15 protein-coding genes are annotated in these 16002 nt (G+C 56.6%); 9 read left to right on the top strand and 6 right to left on the bottom strand.

Translation table 11 applies throughout. The annotated features are described in order from the left end of the window. Window positions 1–150: 150 nt before the first annotated feature. From ACQYWX_RS14160 to yfbR, 8 genes are all read left to right on the top strand, one after another. The gene (locus ACQYWX_RS14160) at window positions 151–1338 is read left to right on the top strand and encodes a thiamine pyrophosphate-dependent dehydrogenase E1 component subunit alpha (RefSeq protein WP_431689249.1); all 1188 of its coding nucleotides are present in this window, start codon (window positions 151–153) and stop codon (window positions 1336–1338) included. Then, on the top strand, window positions 1331–2308 hold the full coding sequence (locus ACQYWX_RS14165; protein WP_216736191.1) for an alpha-ketoacid dehydrogenase subunit beta: 978 nt from the start codon (window positions 1331–1333) through the stop codon (window positions 2306–2308). The genes ACQYWX_RS14160 and ACQYWX_RS14165 overlap by 8 nt, the downstream gene beginning before the upstream one ends. A gap of 10 nt (window positions 2309–2318) precedes the next feature. Beyond that, window positions 2319–3905 carry a dihydrolipoyllysine-residue acetyltransferase gene (locus ACQYWX_RS14170; RefSeq protein ID WP_431689250.1) on the top strand — a complete coding sequence of 529 codons (1587 nt, stop codon included), beginning with the start codon at window positions 2319–2321 and terminating at the stop codon, window positions 3903–3905. A gap of 17 nt (window positions 3906–3922) precedes the next feature. Beyond that, on the top strand, window positions 3923–5773 hold the full coding sequence (locus ACQYWX_RS14175) for a protein kinase domain-containing protein (RefSeq protein WP_431689251.1): 1851 nt from the start codon (window positions 3923–3925) through the stop codon (window positions 5771–5773). A 392-nt stretch (window positions 5774–6165) separates the two neighbouring features. Further along, window positions 6166–7092 (top strand): TolB family protein, encoded by a 927-nt coding sequence (locus ACQYWX_RS14180; RefSeq protein WP_431689252.1) that lies wholly within the window; start codon window positions 6166–6168, stop codon window positions 7090–7092. Between the two features lie 47 nt (window positions 7093–7139). Further along, entirely contained in the window at window positions 7140–7577 is a 438-nt protein-coding gene (gene cadR, locus ACQYWX_RS14185; protein WP_431689253.1) for a Cd(II)/Pb(II)-responsive transcriptional regulator, read from the top strand. 101 nt (window positions 7578–7678) lie between these two features. Then, on the top strand, window positions 7679–8317 hold the full coding sequence (locus ACQYWX_RS14190) for a cation transporter (RefSeq protein WP_431689254.1): 639 nt from the start codon (window positions 7679–7681) through the stop codon (window positions 8315–8317). A gap of 81 nt (window positions 8318–8398) precedes the next feature. Next, entirely contained in the window at window positions 8399–9004 is a 606-nt protein-coding gene (gene yfbR / locus ACQYWX_RS14195; protein ID WP_279506504.1) for a 5'-deoxynucleotidase, read from the top strand. A gap of 98 nt (window positions 9005–9102) precedes the next feature. Here the strand turns inward: yfbR and ACQYWX_RS14200 are convergent, their stop codons facing one another. From ACQYWX_RS14200 to ACQYWX_RS14225, 6 genes are all read right to left on the bottom strand, one after another. Further along, entirely contained in the window at window positions 9103–10002 is a 900-nt protein-coding gene (locus ACQYWX_RS14200; RefSeq protein WP_431689255.1) for a DMT family transporter, read from the bottom strand. Between the two features lie 84 nt (window positions 10003–10086). Next, complete coding sequence (locus ACQYWX_RS14205; protein WP_431689256.1) at window positions 10087–10239, bottom strand: hypothetical protein; 153 nt, start codon at window positions 10237–10239, stop codon at window positions 10087–10089. A 193-nt stretch (window positions 10240–10432) separates the two neighbouring features. After that, window positions 10433–12766, bottom strand: coding sequence for an immune inhibitor A domain-containing protein (locus ACQYWX_RS14210; RefSeq protein WP_431689257.1), 2334 nt, complete (start codon window positions 12764–12766; stop codon window positions 10433–10435). Window positions 12767–13231: 465 nt separating this feature from the next. Continuing rightward, window positions 13232–13558: a hypothetical protein gene (locus ACQYWX_RS14215; protein ID WP_216736201.1), complete on the bottom strand. Its 327-nt coding sequence runs from the start codon at window positions 13556–13558 to the stop codon at window positions 13232–13234. Next, window positions 13555–14103 carry a DUF5991 domain-containing protein gene (locus ACQYWX_RS14220; RefSeq protein ID WP_431689258.1) on the bottom strand — a complete coding sequence of 183 codons (549 nt, stop codon included), beginning with the start codon at window positions 14101–14103 and terminating at the stop codon, window positions 13555–13557. Before ACQYWX_RS14220 ends, ACQYWX_RS14215 begins: the two co-directional genes overlap by 4 nt. Before the next feature lie 3 nt (window positions 14104–14106). Continuing rightward, complete coding sequence (locus ACQYWX_RS14225) at window positions 14107–14862, bottom strand: peptidoglycan-binding protein (protein WP_279506515.1); 756 nt, start codon at window positions 14860–14862, stop codon at window positions 14107–14109. 337 nt (window positions 14863–15199) lie between these two features. Between ACQYWX_RS14225 and ACQYWX_RS14230 the strand changes: the two genes are divergently transcribed. Beyond that, window positions 15200–15949 (top strand): expansin EXLX1 family cellulose-binding protein, encoded by a 750-nt coding sequence (locus ACQYWX_RS14230; protein WP_431689259.1) that lies wholly within the window; start codon window positions 15200–15202, stop codon window positions 15947–15949. Window positions 15950–16002 lie beyond the last annotated feature (53 nt).

Below are 16002 nucleotides of genomic sequence, written 5' to 3' on the forward strand. Positions count from 1 at the left end.
TCAGTCAGCATTTTTTTCAATGCTGACGTTTACGTCAACGTCACTAAAGTCTATTATCCTCAGGGTGGATTACCGTCTACAGTAGAAAGTGGAGCGGAGCCTTCAAAAGGGGCCCGCCTTGCCTCCGAACGTATCCAGGAAGAGGACCCTATGAGTCAAACAACAAAAACAATAGAAGTTATTCATAAACCTGAGTTCATTCAGGGAAATGAATTTAAGTTTCCCATCTTTCAGGTCCTGAAACAGGATGGCGCGACCTATAAAGGGGCTAAGCTGCCGGAGATGGATCAGGAAGAAGCCCTGAAGATCTACCGCACCATGGTGTTCACCCGCGTGCTGGATGAACGCATGCTGGCCGCCCAACGTCAGGGGCGTCTCAGTTTTTACCTGCAGTCCACCGGTGAAGAAGGCACAGTCGTCGGCTTCGCTGCGGCGTTGGATGACCGGGACATGATCATGGCTCAATACCGGGAGCAGGGCGCTTTGGCCTATCGCGGATTCTCGGTGGATGAGTTCATGAACCAGCTGTTCGGCAACGAGCTGGATTATGGTAAGGGCCGACAAATGCCGATTCACTACGGCTCCGCCAAACTCAATTACATGACGATTTCCTCGCCTCTGGCCACCCAGATTCCTCAGGCCGCCGGTTACGCCTACGGTCAGAAACTGGAAGGCAAGGGGCTATGCACCGTAACTGTATTCGGCGAAGGCGCCGCCTCTGAAGGGGATTTCCACGCCGCTCTGAATATGGCCTCTGTGCACAAAGTGCCAGTTATCTTTCTCTGCCGTAACAACGGCTACGCCATTTCCACTCCCTCCAGCGAACAGTTCGCCGCAGACGGCATTGCGCCGCGGGCGTTAGGTTACAGCATGCGCGCCATCCGCGTAGACGGCAACGATATCCTGGCGGTGTATCTGGCGACTCAGGCCGCGCGCAAAATCGCGGTGGAAGAAAACGAACCTGTTTTGATCGAAGCCATGACCTATCGTCTGGCCGCCCACTCCTCCTCCGACGACCCATCCGGCTATCGCAGCAAGAAAGAAGAAGACGTCTGGCGCGCCAAAGATCCCATTGCGCGTATGCGTAACTGGATGATCAAGAAAAAGTGGTGGTCAGAGGAAGAGGAAAAGCAGCTTCAGGACAGCATGCGCCAGGAAGTGCTGGACGCAATGAAGAGCGCTGAGAAACGGCCGCCGCCGCCGGTGGAGTCGCTGGTGACGGACGTGTATGACGAAGTGACCCCGCAACTGCATGAACAATTAGAAAAACTCAAGATGCATGTCCGCAAGTACCCGGATGCGTATCCCAAGAGCGCGGGGAGAATGGCGCATGGCTAAGATGAACCTGTTACAGGCGATCAACAACGCCCTCGATATAGCGATGGCGGAGAACGAAAAAGTAATCTGTTTCGGCGAAGATGTTGGCGTTTTCGGCGGCGTTTTCCGCGCCACCAGCCATCTTCAGGAAAAATACGGCCGCGCCCGCTGTTTCAACACGCCGCTGGTGGAGCAGGGCATTATCGGCTTCGCCAATGGATTAGCGGCCCAAGGCCATGTGGCGGTGGCGGAAATCCAGTTTGCGGATTACATCTTTCCCGCTTTTGACCAGATCGTGAATGAATCCGCCAAATACCGTTATCGCTCAGGCAATCTGTTCGATGTCGGCGGTCTGACCATCCGTACGCCATACGGCGGCGGCATCTCTGGCGGGCATTACCACTCGCAATCGCCGGAAGCCTATTTCGCGCATACGCCAGGCCTCAAAATCGTGGTTCCACGCAATCCCTATCAGGCGAAGGGGCTGTTGCTCAGCTCTATTCGCGATGACAACCCGGTCGTGTTTTTCGAGCCGAAGCGGATTTATCGCGCGTCCGTCGGCGACGTGCCTGAGGAAGATTACGAATTGCCTCTGGGTAAAGCGGAGGTGTTGAAGGAAGGTTCCGACATCACTCTGCTGGCTTGGGGCGCGCAAATGGAATACATCGAAAAAGCGGCGGAAATGGCGGAAAAAGACGGCATTTCCTGCGAAGTGATCGATTTAAGAACCATTCTGCCCTGGGATGTGGACACCGTCGTCAATTCGGTGCTGAAAACCGGACGTCTGGTTATTTCACATGAAGCGCCTTTGACCGGCGGGTTCGCCGGCGAAATCGCCGCCACCATTCAGGAGCGCTGCTTCCTCTATCTGGAATCGCCCATCGCCAGGGTGACCGGTTTGGACACGCCTTTCCCGCTGGTGCTGGAGAAAGAGTATCTACCGGATCATCTGAAGATCTACGAAGCGATTAAACAGAGCGTGAACTTCTAGGAGGGCGAAGATGGTGACTGATTTTATTTTGCCCGACATTGGCGAGGGCATTGTTGAGTGTGAACTGGTTAAGTGGCTGGTGCAGGAAGGGGACTTCGTACAGGAAGACCAGCCTGTGGCGGAAGTGATGACCGACAAGGCGTTGGTGGAAATTCCCGCGCCCAATAGCGGTCGCGTCGCCAAGCTTTATTATCGTGAGGGCGACACCGCCAAGGTGCATTCCCCTCTGTTTGCGGTGGACATGACGGGCGCTGCTAAAGCGGCTAACGAAGAATCCGTTCCTGTGGCGGCGGACAAACAAGCGGACAGCAAGCCAGCCGCGGAGAGCAAACCCGCGCTGGCGTCTCAGCCTGCCGGAAAGAATGGGGATGACTTCATCCTGCCGGATATCGGCGAAGGCATTGTCGAGTGCGAGATCGTGGAATGGCGGGTGGCGGAAGGCGATCACGTGGAAGAAGACCAGCCTGTCGTCGACGTCATGACTGACAAGGCGGTGGTGGAGATTCCCGCGCCTCGCGCAGGTCGCATCGTGAAGCTGCACTACGGTAAGGGCGACATCGCGAAAGTGCATACGCCGCTTTTCTCCTTTGCAGCGGACGGCGCAGCGGCTGTTGCGACGCCCGCCAAGGTCAATGGCGACAGCGCCCCCAAGGCCGCCTGTCTGGCGTCATCGGCGCAGAAACCAGCCCAGGTTTCAGGGCGCGTCAAAGTTCCCGCCAGCCCGGCAGTGCGCCGTCTTGCAAGAGAGTTGTCTCTGGACCTGAACCGCGTGCCAGGCTCCGGCAAACATGGGCGGGTGCTGAAGGAAGACATCCATAAGTATCAGAAAGCTTTGCAGGCTGACGCTGCACCCGCGCAAAGCAAAGCCCCGGAAACGCCCGCCAGCGTTGGCGAAGTGCGGGTGGAGCCGATTCGCGGCGTGCGCGCGGTCATGGCCAAACGCATGGTGGAAGCGGCCACGACCATTCCGCAGTTCACTTTTGGCGATGAGGTTGACGTCACCGCATTACTGGCCCTGCGCGAGCAGCTTAAGCCGGAAGCGGAGAAAGCGGGCGTACGTTTGACGCTGATGCCTTTCATCATGAAAGCCATGGCGATGGCGGTAATGCAGCACCCCATCATGAACAGTCGGGTCAATGAAGACTGCTCGGAGATTCACTATCTGCCCCATTGCAACATCGGCATGGCGGTGGACTCCAAAGTCGGTTTGCTGGTGCCCAATGTCAAGCATGTGGAGCGTCGCAGCATTCTCGACATCGCGCGGGAAGTGGAGCGCCTGACCAATGCGGCTCGTGACGGCTCGGTCCGTCAGGACGACCTCAAGGGCGGCACCATCAGCATTTCCAATATTGGGGCGTTGGGCGGCACGTATGCGTCGCCGATCATCAACATGCCGGAAGTGGCGATTGTGGCGCTGGGCAAAACCCAGACGGTGCCCAGGTTCGACAGCGAGGGCTCGGTGGTGGCGCGCTCGATCATGAATATCAGCTGGTCCGGCGATCATCGCATTATTGACGGCGGAACCATTGCCCGTTTCAGCAATATGTGGAAATCTTACCTGCAGGACCCGACCTCGATGTTGCTGCATCTGAGCTGATAACCCTGCGAGAGTGAATGACTGGCGCGCCTAAGCTACAACAGTTCTATATTCCGGAAGAGCAGTCGATTTATCTGCTCAGCCACAATGACGCCAAAAAGCTTAAGGACTGGGTCGCCCTGTGTCAGGCCCAGCTTGAGCAGCTTGGCTACCGGGATATTGAAATGGTGGGCAAGGGCGCCTACGGTTTTGTGTTCGCCGGCGTCACCGCCGGAGGCGAACAATACGTCTTCAAATTCTCCCGCATCACCTTACCCCAGCATTTACAGGATCGCCTGGAAGAAGAGGCGTTTATGCTGGGACTGGTGGAGCACCCCAGAGTCCCCAGTCTGATCGCCTTCCAGCGTATTCGTCGCCAATCCATTCTGGTGATGGAGCGTGCGCCGGGGGTGGATCTTGAGCAATACTCGCTCAAAGTGGGGCGTCTGCCGCCTAGACTGGTTGTTAAGATTGCTGCACAACTTGCTGATATATTGAGAAATCTTCGTTCTGATAAAGGGCCCGCCGGGCGTCCTTTAGTGCATGGCGACATCAAGCCTTCCAATCTGGTGTACGACCCCGATACCGAACAGGTGGCGCTGATCGATTGGGGCTCCGCCGTCTTCGCGCAACTGGATGAGAACAACCAATACGTCTCCGCCAATGTCATGGAGCTGATGTCCAGCGATCTGCAACAGACCAACGCGCGTCTGGGCGATGTCTACTTCATCGGCGATGAGCAGCTCAACGGAGGGCTTTCGTCGCCGCGATTCGACGAACAGGGCGTTGCGGGAACCTTGTACGCTCTCGCATCAGGACAATCCTGCCGCTTTGGTCATCGTGCTTTGCCTGCCGTATCTCTGGGGTTGCCGGCGGAATTTGCGCGCATGCTGGACGCCATGATGGATGATGATCCTTCCGTGCGGGCCAAGGCGGGCGACTATTTCCTGCGTCATATGCCGCGTATGGCGCGACTGGTTATGCTGGATTTGCCGCCGGTGCAAGAGACGCCCTTGGCCCCAGTGTGGGTGCGGCCGCAGAAACGGGGCATCGATACGGTGGTGTACAGCTCGCGCAAGTCGTTCCTTCGGGAGGAGGGCGTCAAAGAAGAGCTGAAAGAAATCAACGATGTGCAACTGGATCGTTACTACAAGAACTTCATGCAAGGCATGGGGGAGATCGAAAAGGCGTTCATCGCCGCCGTCAGCCGTCTTGGACGCTATCCTGTGGTGGGCGGATTGGCGGTGCGTTGGGAGAAGGAAGGGGTGTACATCGACACCAGTCTCAATCTGCGCGACCCGGATTTAAAGCCGGCGTTCGTCACCGCGGTGAACAATATGGTGAATCTGGCGCGGGCGATTCATCGCCAGGGGGTGTTCAAAAGCTGTCTGTTTAATGCCCGCGATACCCTGCACGTAGATCGCGACGGGCCGGATAAACCCTTTCTTCCCGAGTCGGGTTTAAGTCTGGGTTATGAGGTTAGCGCGACGCCGGATCTGGAGGATCAGAGTCGGGTGCATTCTTATTTTGAAGACGGCCCCGACCCGGAAGAGTTTCTGGTTCTTCCTGTAGAAATCATGGAGATACTAGAGCTTCTTAATAATATACATCACACGGGGCTTATCATATTCGAGAGCTTGCCCACGCACTTGAAGATCCACAGTTATTACCGTCTGCTGGACCCGTCCAGGGAGCAGGAGTTCCGTTATTGCCTGGACGCTATCATTGCCGCCATTCCGCTGATCAAAGGATTGGGCGTGTCAGGGTTTATGAAGATGCCTTACAAAGACACCAAATTCTTTTCTCATATTGAGCGGTTGCCGGAAAAATATTATCCCAAGAATCCCCGCGATGAAGTGGTCGCGCAAGCCGCCAGTTCTGCCTCCTAACGCCAGCCCTAAAAAGAGGCGCGCCTTCGCCTGAAAATTAATGAGCACCAAAATGGTGCTATATCATTCCACCAAAACACCAATTTAGTGCATTTCTTTACGTTCTGTGGCGCCAGATAACTTGAAAATTGCGTTATTACGTGCTGTATTTAAAGCAGTAATCGGGGCGTAATTTTTGCATAACTGGTGGCCTTACTGGCTCCCTCCCTGGACGCCCGCCGATATGGGGCGGCGCATTACGTGAACTGGTTTTCGTTTCTTTTGTGACGGAGGTTGGTTTATTTGCCCTCAAGGCCCGGCAGAATGGGGAAAGCTGTGGGAAAAACTAGAACAAATATCAGGGATGTTCACTGTAGGGAGTAGAAAAACGAAAGACCATACAGAGAATGCATATGCGATATAGAGTTTTGACCGCCTGTTTATTGACGCTGGCCTCCGCTGCTGGGTTTTCCCAAGCGGCTGATTTTGGAAATCCTGTGCAGGTGACGATTTCCGGTCTCCCCAACGGGCCTGATGGTTCGCCCATGAACCAGGAAGAGCCCTACATTTCCCGCAATGGTAAAACGCTTTTCTTCAACGGTGGCGCTGAGAACAACCACCGTCTGCTGCATTACGCCGAACGTGGCGCTAACGGCGGCTGGACCTACCGCGGCCAGATCAGTCTGGGCGGCGAAGATGAGAAATATGTTCAGGGCGCGCCCGCCATCGACGTGGACAACAATCTGGTGTTCTCCGACACGGGCGTGGACTCCATGGTGCGCAGCGGTCGCTTCTCCGGCGGTAAGCTTTCTTCCGTGCGCGCTATCGACGGTTTGCCGCCTCGCAAGGCGAATGCGTTCGCCCGCAAATTCCAGGGCAACATGGGGCCGGAAGTCAGCCCGGACAGTCGCGTGCTGTATTTCACTGAGGCGGCCTGGGGCGCCGGCGGCTTCATGAGCGGCCAACTGCTGCGGGCGAATATCCACTTCGCCACCCATCGTGGCGGCGCCACTTACTATTACGATCAGAGCGAGGTGGAGCGGGTGATGGAGAACGTTAACTCCCGCGATATCGAGTACAGTCCTGCGATTTCGACGGATGGACTGGAACTGTTCTTTACCCGTATCCTGTTGGCGGACCGCGCGAATAATCGTGATCGCGCCCTGATCATGCGGGCGGTGCGCGGCTCCACCAGTCAGCCGTTTGACTCTCCGGTGGAGGTTATGGGAGTAGGGGAAGATGTGATGGCGGAAGCGCCGTCCATTTCCGGTGACGGCTCTGAACTGTATTATCAGAAGACGGAAGGCGGCAAAACGCGCATTTATATGGTCACCCGATAGCGTCGTTTTCCGCCTTTATCAGCGGTGCTAGTGAACAAGGGGAAATCATGCGAATCAGCGTGTTGGCGAAAGCGACAAACTGCGATGCGGAAACCGTCCGTTACTACGAAAAAATAGGCCTGCTGCCGGCTCCGCCGCGCAGCGCCTCTGGCTATCGCGAGTATGGGCGCAGCCATCTGGAGCGCTTGAATTTCATCCGCCATTGCCGCTCTCTGGACATGTCCCTCAACGAAATCAAATCTCTGCTGTATTTTCGCGATCATCCTTCCCTGGATTGCGGCGAGGTCAACGATTTGGTGGACACCCACCTGCTGGCCCTGGAACAGAAAATCTCCGATCTGGAGAAGCTGAGGGAGCAGTTGCAGTCCCTGCGTGACCAGTGCCAAATCCACAATCGCGCCGCCGAATGCGGCATTCTGACCGGATTGAACCATGATCCGACTGAAGGCGAGTGTCCCTGCCATGGCGACGCGCCGAACTCATAAATGCGCCCGCGGGCTTCTTTCATTTTCTTGCAATGAGGGCTTGACCCTGTAGCGGCTCCAGACTTTAACCTGAGCGCATTCAAATGCAAGGAGAATGACGAATGGGTGTGCATTGCTGCCATAACGAGCACGAAGAAAAGCCGAAAGTTGATGGGCGTTATCGCAAGATTCTGTTTTGGGCGCTGTTGATCAACGCGGTCATGTTTGCGGTGGAGTTGCTGTCCGGCTTGCAGGCCGGCTCGGTGTCACTATTGGCGGACTCGCTGGACTTTCTCGGGGATGCGGCCAATTACGGCATCAGCCTTTGGGTGTTGGGCATGGGGCTGGCGGTGAGGGCGAAAGCGTCATTGTTGAAGGCGTTTTCGATGGGCGCATTCGGCGTATGGGTGCTGGCCAGCACGGCCTGGAACGCCATGGCGGGCACTATGCCGGAAGCCGCCACCATGGGGGTCATTGGCGCCTTGGCCCTGGTCGCCAACCTGGGCGTCGCCGCCATGTTATACGCCTATCGCGAGGGCGACAGCAATATGCGCAGCGTATGGTTATGCACCCGTAACGATGCGTTGAGCAATATCGCCGTTATGTTCGCCGCGCTGGGTGTATTCGGATCTGGGACCGCCTGGCCGGATTTGATTGTCGCCGGCATTATGGCCTGCCTGGCGTTGAGCGCTGCGTTTCAAGTGTTGCGCCACGCCAGAAAAGAGCTGCGCCACGATCACGAAGCGGCGGCGGAAGCCTAAGGCGTCTGGGCGGATGCTACGGCGGACGGTTATAATTCCCTTTTATCACCGGCCGCCGACATTGTCCCAGGAGACTCGCCCATGACCAGTAAATTCTTCGCCTACCTTGAACGCCTGCGCTGGATCAAACGCTGGGGGCTGAAAAGGAATGTGGTGGAGGAGAACGTCATGGAGCACAGCTGGCAGGTGGCCACCATCGCCCATGTGCTGGGACTGATCAGCAATCGCAAGTTCAACGGCGACGTCGACCCCAACGCCCTGGCGGTAGCCGCGTTGTATCACGATGTATCGGAAATCATCACCGGGGACATGCCGAGTCCCATCAAGTATCACTCTGATGCAATTAAGCACGCGTATCACGCCATCGAACGTGAGGCGGAAAAAGAAGTGCTGTCCACATTGCCGGACGAGCTGCAGAAACCTTTTGAGCCTCTGTTGCTGCATGACAAGTTTGACGCCGCCAGCGTGAAATTCGTCAAGGCCGCAGACCTGATCAGCGCCTATCTCAAATGTCAGATGGAAGTGGCCGCCGGCAACAAAGAGTTCGACGACGCCAAGGCGGATGTGGAAGCGCGTATCCGTGCGCTGCAGATGCCGGAGGTGGAATACTTTATGGCGACCTTTGTGGACAGCTATTTGCTGACATTGGACGAGTTGCTGAAACATCACGACCCGACGCGAGACTGATCCCGTCAACGTCCGCCAGTTGAGAAAGCGCCCCAACGGGGCGCTATATCCATATAGTTAAGAGAGGCCTTACGCGCCAGGCTCTGGCGTAGGTATGATCATGTTTCCGTCGCCGCAATCGGCTTCAGCGCCTCAGGCTGCGTTTGACGCGTCCGTGAGATCAGCGTCAGTCCCAGCAGAATAGCGCCCATTCCAAGCAAACTCAGCAAAGACATCTGGTTGCCCAGAAACAGGTAATCCATAGCGGCGGTGACGCCGGGGACCAGATAAAAAAGACTGGTGACATTCACCAGATTGCCAGCCTGAATAAGACGGTACAGCAGCAAGGTGGCGATCACCGAGATCACCACGCCGAGCCATAACAGCGCCAGCAAGAAGCGCGGATTGAACTCCACCGTGATGGACTCCCAGGGCGTAAACGCCAGACAGAGGACCAGGGTCATCGCGTATTGCAGGGGAAGCACCGACGCGGGCGCCTGCTTGACGCCTTTCTGCAGTATCGCCCCCGTGGTGATCGAGCCCAGCGCGGTCAGGGCGAACACAACGCCTGTTGTGGAGATTTGCGCCAGTCCAATACTGTGATACACCACCAGAACCAATCCCGATAACGCCAGGAACAGCCCCGAGAGACGTTGCAACGAAAAGGCGGACTCTGTGGCCAGCAAGGTCAGAATCGGCTGTACGCCCAGCACGGTGGCGAGCACTCCCGGCGTTACCCCATGCTCCAGCGCTTTGAAGTAGCAGATGGAATAGCCGCCGATCATGAGTAAGCCGGTCACCGCCACGCGAAGTCGCGTACCGGGCTCCGGCAGCCACTGACCACGGCTTAAACTGATACCCAGCACCACAACAAAAGCGATAGTGAAACGGAGAAGAAGAAAGGCGAAAGCGGAGGCGGACTCCAGCCCCATTTTGGAGAAGATGGCCCCGCTGCTCCACAGCAGTACGAAGAGCGCGGTTGCGCAATAAGACAGTAACGTCGTTCGGTTGATAGACATAATTAGTTACCCGTCGCAGGGAATAAGACATTGCCGACCACGTCAGCGCTGGGCTGACTTCAAATGGAAGGCGCGAAATTTATTTCAGTGGAATACGGGCGGCGGCGGTGGCGCGCCGGCCTGAAGGCGACGGGGCGGGGGAGTGAAGCAAAACATGAAAATGTCCCGGACGCTAATGCGGCCGACATCCTGACTGGATGCGCAGGCGGCTTTGGCGATGTCCTTGGATGAGCTCATGCTTTACAACTTGTAGAAAGTGATTGAAGGCCGATCTTACGACCCGGGAGTGAGAGAATCAAGCATTGGATATAACTCGAATTCAAGCTGGATATATGTCGGACCTGTAAGGGCTGCGCCTGCAGAACTAACCCTAAGCGCGTCGCAAAAAAAAGCGCCCCGCAGGGCGCTTAGCGAATAGTCGTAAGGGTGACTATCGGGAAGAAGTGTTTCTCACCAGAACTTTGCCTACTTTGCCGTCGGCGCTTTGTGACAGCACCAGAACGTTGAGGCCAAATTCCGGAATGTTGCGGCCCGCATCAGGAATCTCGTCGCTCATGTAGTTGAGACGATCGATGAAGCGCGGATAGGGGCGACGGTTTTGGTCTTTCAGCGTGGAGCCTACGGAGTCTACGTCCGTCAGATCCAGTTTCAGGCGCTCGGAGGCGATCACGTTGAACGCCGCGTCATGCAACTGGAACTTGGTGGATGCGACGCTGCCGTCTTCCCACTTGACCACTCTCTGGTCAGCGTCAACAACGCCCAGGAAGCCTTCGCCAGGATGCACGCCCACGTGGTTGTTGTCCCAGGAATCATCCACGAACCAGACGACCAGGCCTTGGTTGAAGGACATCAGCTGACCGGACACGTTGAGACGCTCCAGACCGATGTCAACGCCGTTGTGCGTACGCCATTCCATCAGGTAGTAGCGATCAGACACTGTGAAGCCTTCGTCGGCGGTGAAGCCGTCCAAAGTGAACACTGGCGCAGAGTCAGCGTTGTCGCTGGCGACCACTGCACCGTCTACGGACAGAGCGATATCATCCACGTACAGGCCTGGGTTGAGCGTGCCGGAGTCAGTGAAGTACTCGATGCTGACTTTTACGGTCTGACCCGCGTAGGCGGACAGATCGAACTCAGCGTTCACCCAGCCGTCGGACGCGCCAGTGATGCCGTTGCCCAGGTTGTTGCCGTTGGGGTTGGTATCAGTGGTGATCGTCGCTGGTATGCTGACTTTGCCGGACTCGCTTTCCACCATCACGTAGCCGTAATCCCAGTCCGCTTCGATGTCGTACCAGGTTTTGAACGCCAGTTTGGCGGAAGTGGCGGATGTCAGATCCAGGTCATAGGACATGCTAGTGTGCAGGTCGTTGGCCTTACCGCCGAAATACGCGTACTGACCGCTGGTAGGCGTTGTGATGACGCGTTTTTTCTTCGGCAGGTCGATGCGGATGACATCGTTGTTGCTTCCTTTGCTTACCGCTTCATCCAGCAGCAGGACTTCGCCTTTGCGGTCCAGCTCATTGATGGACAAGGTGGCTCCGTGCTGCCAGTTGCCGCCCCAGATGCCTTGCAGTTTCTCTTTGGCGTAAGCGCTGAAACCGGTCGGTTCGGTGCCCGGAATCTTGCCGGCCCAGGAGCCGCTGGACATGATGGACCAGTAAGAAACCGGTTCGCCTTTACCTGTGTACTGGGTGTCGTACTCGTCCGGCAGACCCAGGTCGTGACCGTATTCGTGCGCGCACACGCCTGCTGCAGCGGAGATCGGTTGTATGGTGTAGTCATACGCCGCCATCATGCCGCCCCAGTTGCCGGAGTCGGAAGTGGTGCCTTCGATCGGGAAGATCTGGCCCAGGTTCCAACGGTGCGCCCAGATCGCGTCTTCGCCCAGTTGTCCGCCGCCAGCTTCCTCACCGACTGCAGAGTGGAACACCATCACGTGGTCGACCAGGCCGTCCGGCTCCCAGTAGTCGCCGTCGCCGTCCAGGTCGTAACGATCTTCAATGTCATAGTCGCTCAGATCCACATTGGGGTCCGCCGCCGCGGCCAAAAGGGCTTCGCGGATCAGAGCGCGGGCGTCGCCGTCCACATTGTTGCCGTAAAACGCCGCTGGTTTCTGCGCCATGTACCAGCCCGCTACGTTGCCTTCTACAGAGTAGCTGGCGCCGGACTGCGCGATGTAGTACTGCTGCATGGAAATCAGGTTTTCACCGTTAGGACCGGCGTAGCCGGAATCAGAGAACAGCAGATCCTGGAAGTGCTCCCGGTTGTAGTCCTCGTAGTACATGTCGGTTTCGCCGGGCTGGATGGAGTTGTGCGGGAAGTCCGGGAACTCCATCAGGATGGCGAGCACCTTGGCTTTACGGGCGCCTTCGGTCCACTCTTCCAGTTGCAGGTTATCAGGGAACAGTTTGCGGTTATCCAGCTCACGCCATCTTTGGTCACGCAGATGGTTGCCGTTAACGCGACGAGGTTCTTCGGCCAGCGCCGCCGCCGTTGCGGAGGTAGTGGCCTGCATCCGGGCGCGTTGCAGTTCGTGGGCTTTACGGTCTTTCAACCAGTCCTGCAATTTGGCGGTAGCTTCCTCCAGCGTAGCGCCTTCAGAGATTTTGCCGCCGGCCTTCAGCATTTGAATCAGGCGGCCCTCATTGGCGATGCTGGGATCGAAGGCGCCGGCGCCATGCTGATGCGACTGGCTGGCCGCAAATGGCGAGGCGGAAGCGAGCAGCCCGGATATAGCGAGCGACAGTATGCTTTTTTTATGCATGATTAATTCCTTTTTTATTGATTGCCCTTTTGTGTAAGGCCATATTCGGCCCAGGCGGGGAAAGCAGGCAACGGATTGCCGGCGAATCTCAAAACGAGATAAATAAAGTAGTTCGCCCGGTCAGGCGCGGATGCCGCGCCAGTCGGGTAAACGCCAAGTCCCCGCGACGCCTAGTGAATGCCGGAACGACCGTGGATCGGTCATTGTCGACGCTCACAAAAGCCATTTGGTTTTATTGTTTCCCTGCCGATCCGATAAGGTATTTCCTTAGCGGTCAAACATCCCCAATAACGCACATTATTGAGGGACGCCGAAGACGTCCTTGTTTCATGAAAAACGCCCCCATAAGCAAGCGCTTACGTGGTCGCGTTATTTAGTAAACCAGAAAAAAATCTACAATATCAGTACTTTGTGGAAATAATCTTTAGGATAAGTGGCGCGAGCCGGGAGCCCGCGCCGTGCTTGTCAGGAGTTGTTTGGGGAGGGAGCGGGCGAGAACTGAGGTTGACCGGAATTGATTCCGGATTTGGTTTTTTCGGTGGCCTTTTTTGACTGCGCGGAAGCGTGCGCTTTTTCCCGCAAATATTGTCGCGCAGCTTCCTCCGCTTCGGCGTAAGTCGCGCTCTCAGGAATGGCGCCTTCGTTGCGCAATTTCTTGATGACGCTTTCGATGTTGGCCGGCGCCCCGGCTTGCGGTCCGGCGTGATCTTCATCGCAGGCCAGAGTGGGAGCGGAGACGATCAGCAGAGATAGCAGTGCGCTGGTAAAGGTCCTTTTGGATAGTTTCATCATTCACTTGACTCATTCTTTTGCTTGTCTGGAGACGATAAGTCTAAGCGTTTTTGTTGCGGCGGCGAAAGGGGCTCTCCCGGCGCTTCTTTGACGAAGAAGGCGCCGCTTTGGCTTTTTACGCCGTCTGGCGTGAGCGCGCCCCAGTGGGTAATCAGGTCGCCGTCCTGCGCGCGACGCTCCAGGGAAAACAGGGTTTCTCCCGGCTTATAGACCGCCACGCCATAACTGTTTTTTACCGATCCCCCGGCATGGGAGACAAAGTTGATGTCGATGCGCGCGCCGGACATTTCCGCGGCGCAGAGCAGATTTTCCGCCGTCTGATAGCCGTTGATCTCCAGGCGGCAGGGTGTTTCTCCTTTGGCCACGGTCAACAGGTGAATCATGATTATCGGCGTGCCTCCGGCGGTGTTTCCCTGTTGGGATTCATACCGGTAGCGACCGTCCCAATTGACGATCAGCGTGGAGTCATCGGTATCTTCAGCGAACGTCGGTAAGGCGGCGGTAGTGATCAGAAAAAGCGATAAAATACGTTGGCGTGCGGTCATAGCTCATCCCATATAGCCCGTCGTGAGACCCTTTTCGTAAGCGGCGCGGACTTTCAGTGAAATTTCGGCGGGGGTAATGATACCGTCTTTGTTTTTGTCAAAACCACTGTTCTGGGTATAGGTCAGCGTGCCGCGCCGGAACAGCGCCTGGGACGGATTCATGCCCACCGCAGCGGGGTACAGAACCGCGAGATAGACATCCTCCAGATTCTGCAAACGCCCCTGGTAAGGGCTGAAATATTTCTCTACATACTTCAATTGCTGCACCGCCGACATCCCCTTCAGCGCCTGAACGCTGGTGCCTAACGCCTTGGCGGTGGCGGGCATGAACTGGATCAGGCCGATAGCGCCGCTGCCGGCGGCGTTGGTGATGCGGGGGCTGAACGTCTCGCCGGTTTCAAACGCCATGCAGGCCATAAGGTAGTCTGGCGACATATCCATCGCGGCGGCGATTTTAATGACTTTATTGTTGAAAACGGAGGAGGTGCGGCCGCCCCACGCGATTCGCAAATGCTTGCCTCCCAAGAGTGCGTTCAAGGTGCGCCCGCCCGGGTCGATGCGGCCGTCGGGTTTGCTCATACCGACTTTATCCCGCTGGAAACGTTTGATGGCGGAGGCTGTGGCGCCCCCGGCGACGCCGTCCACCGCCAGGCGTGAACTGTGGGTTTTGGCGAAGCGATTGAGAAGCGTCTGCGCGAGGACGACGTCCGCTTTTCTGTTGACGCCGCCGACTCCTACGGATTGTTGAAGACTCTGCATGTCGATCCTTGAAGTTAACATGGCAAGGCAGAGTAAAACTTGACCGAAGCGGGAACAACCGGGCGTATGGACTAACTGATCGTCCGATAAGGTTATGCCTGTAACCTGTTGATTATGATAGATAATGTCACGATTGATTCCCATCTCTTCCCAATTATCCCATGGGCGCTGGGAGCCCGAGCCCGCCTGTGTCAGAGTGTGTGAAGAGCCCTTGCAAGTCCCGCAGCCGGGGACCAGACACGATGTTCGTCACGGCGCGGGAAGGGCCGAACAGGCTTCTGACAAGCCGTCGTGAAGCCAGGTTTGCAACCACCAATGACAAAGGACAAGGAAGCTCATGAACAAACCTGCTTTTCTGATTCTTGGCAGTATTCTGTTGTCGCTGTTTGTACGGGTCTCTCTCGCTGAGACTCAACTTCTTGCGCCGCACACGTCTGTCGCTTCCCATCATGGCGAAGGGACGTACTACTTCTATAACGGCGGCGGACATTGCAGCGTTCCCGCGCCTGCGATGCTCACTGCGGCGATGAACCAGACCGATTACAATGGCTCTCAAGCCTGCGGCGGCTGTGTGCGGGTGACCAATCGTAATAACGGCAAGTCCGTGGTGGTGCGGGTGGATGACAGTTGTCCCGGTTGCAATCCCGGCGATGTGGACCTGACCGATGCGGCTTTCGCGCAGATTTCACCCCTGGAGGCGGGGCGCATTCCCATTAGCTGGGATTATGTGGCCTGTGATTACCCCTCGCTGCAGTTGTATTTCATGGAGGGATCGAGCCAGTGGTGGACGGCGGTACAGGTGCGCGAACAACGCTATCCTGTAAGCCGTCTGGCGTATCGGGAAAGCGGATCAACCGGCGCCTATAAGGAGATCGGCAGAGAGGACTACAACTACTTTGTCGAGCGTTCCGGAATGGGGACGGGGCCTTTTGATTTACGCATCACGGATATATACGGACACGTGTTGGAAGTGGGCGACATCGCGCTGCAACCTGGCGCGCCTATCAACACTCAGCAGCAGTTTCCTGACAATGAAGTAAAAGGCGTCGTATCCAGAGCGGGCAGGGGGCAGTCGTTTTCCAAGTAAGATGAATTGGGTTCTGAAACCTAGCCGTTGAGTTGTCGCCAGGGCGTTTTCTC

Source organism: Hahella sp. NBU794, assembly GCF_050749805.1.
GTDB lineage: Bacteria > Pseudomonadota > Gammaproteobacteria > Pseudomonadales > Oleiphilaceae > Hahella.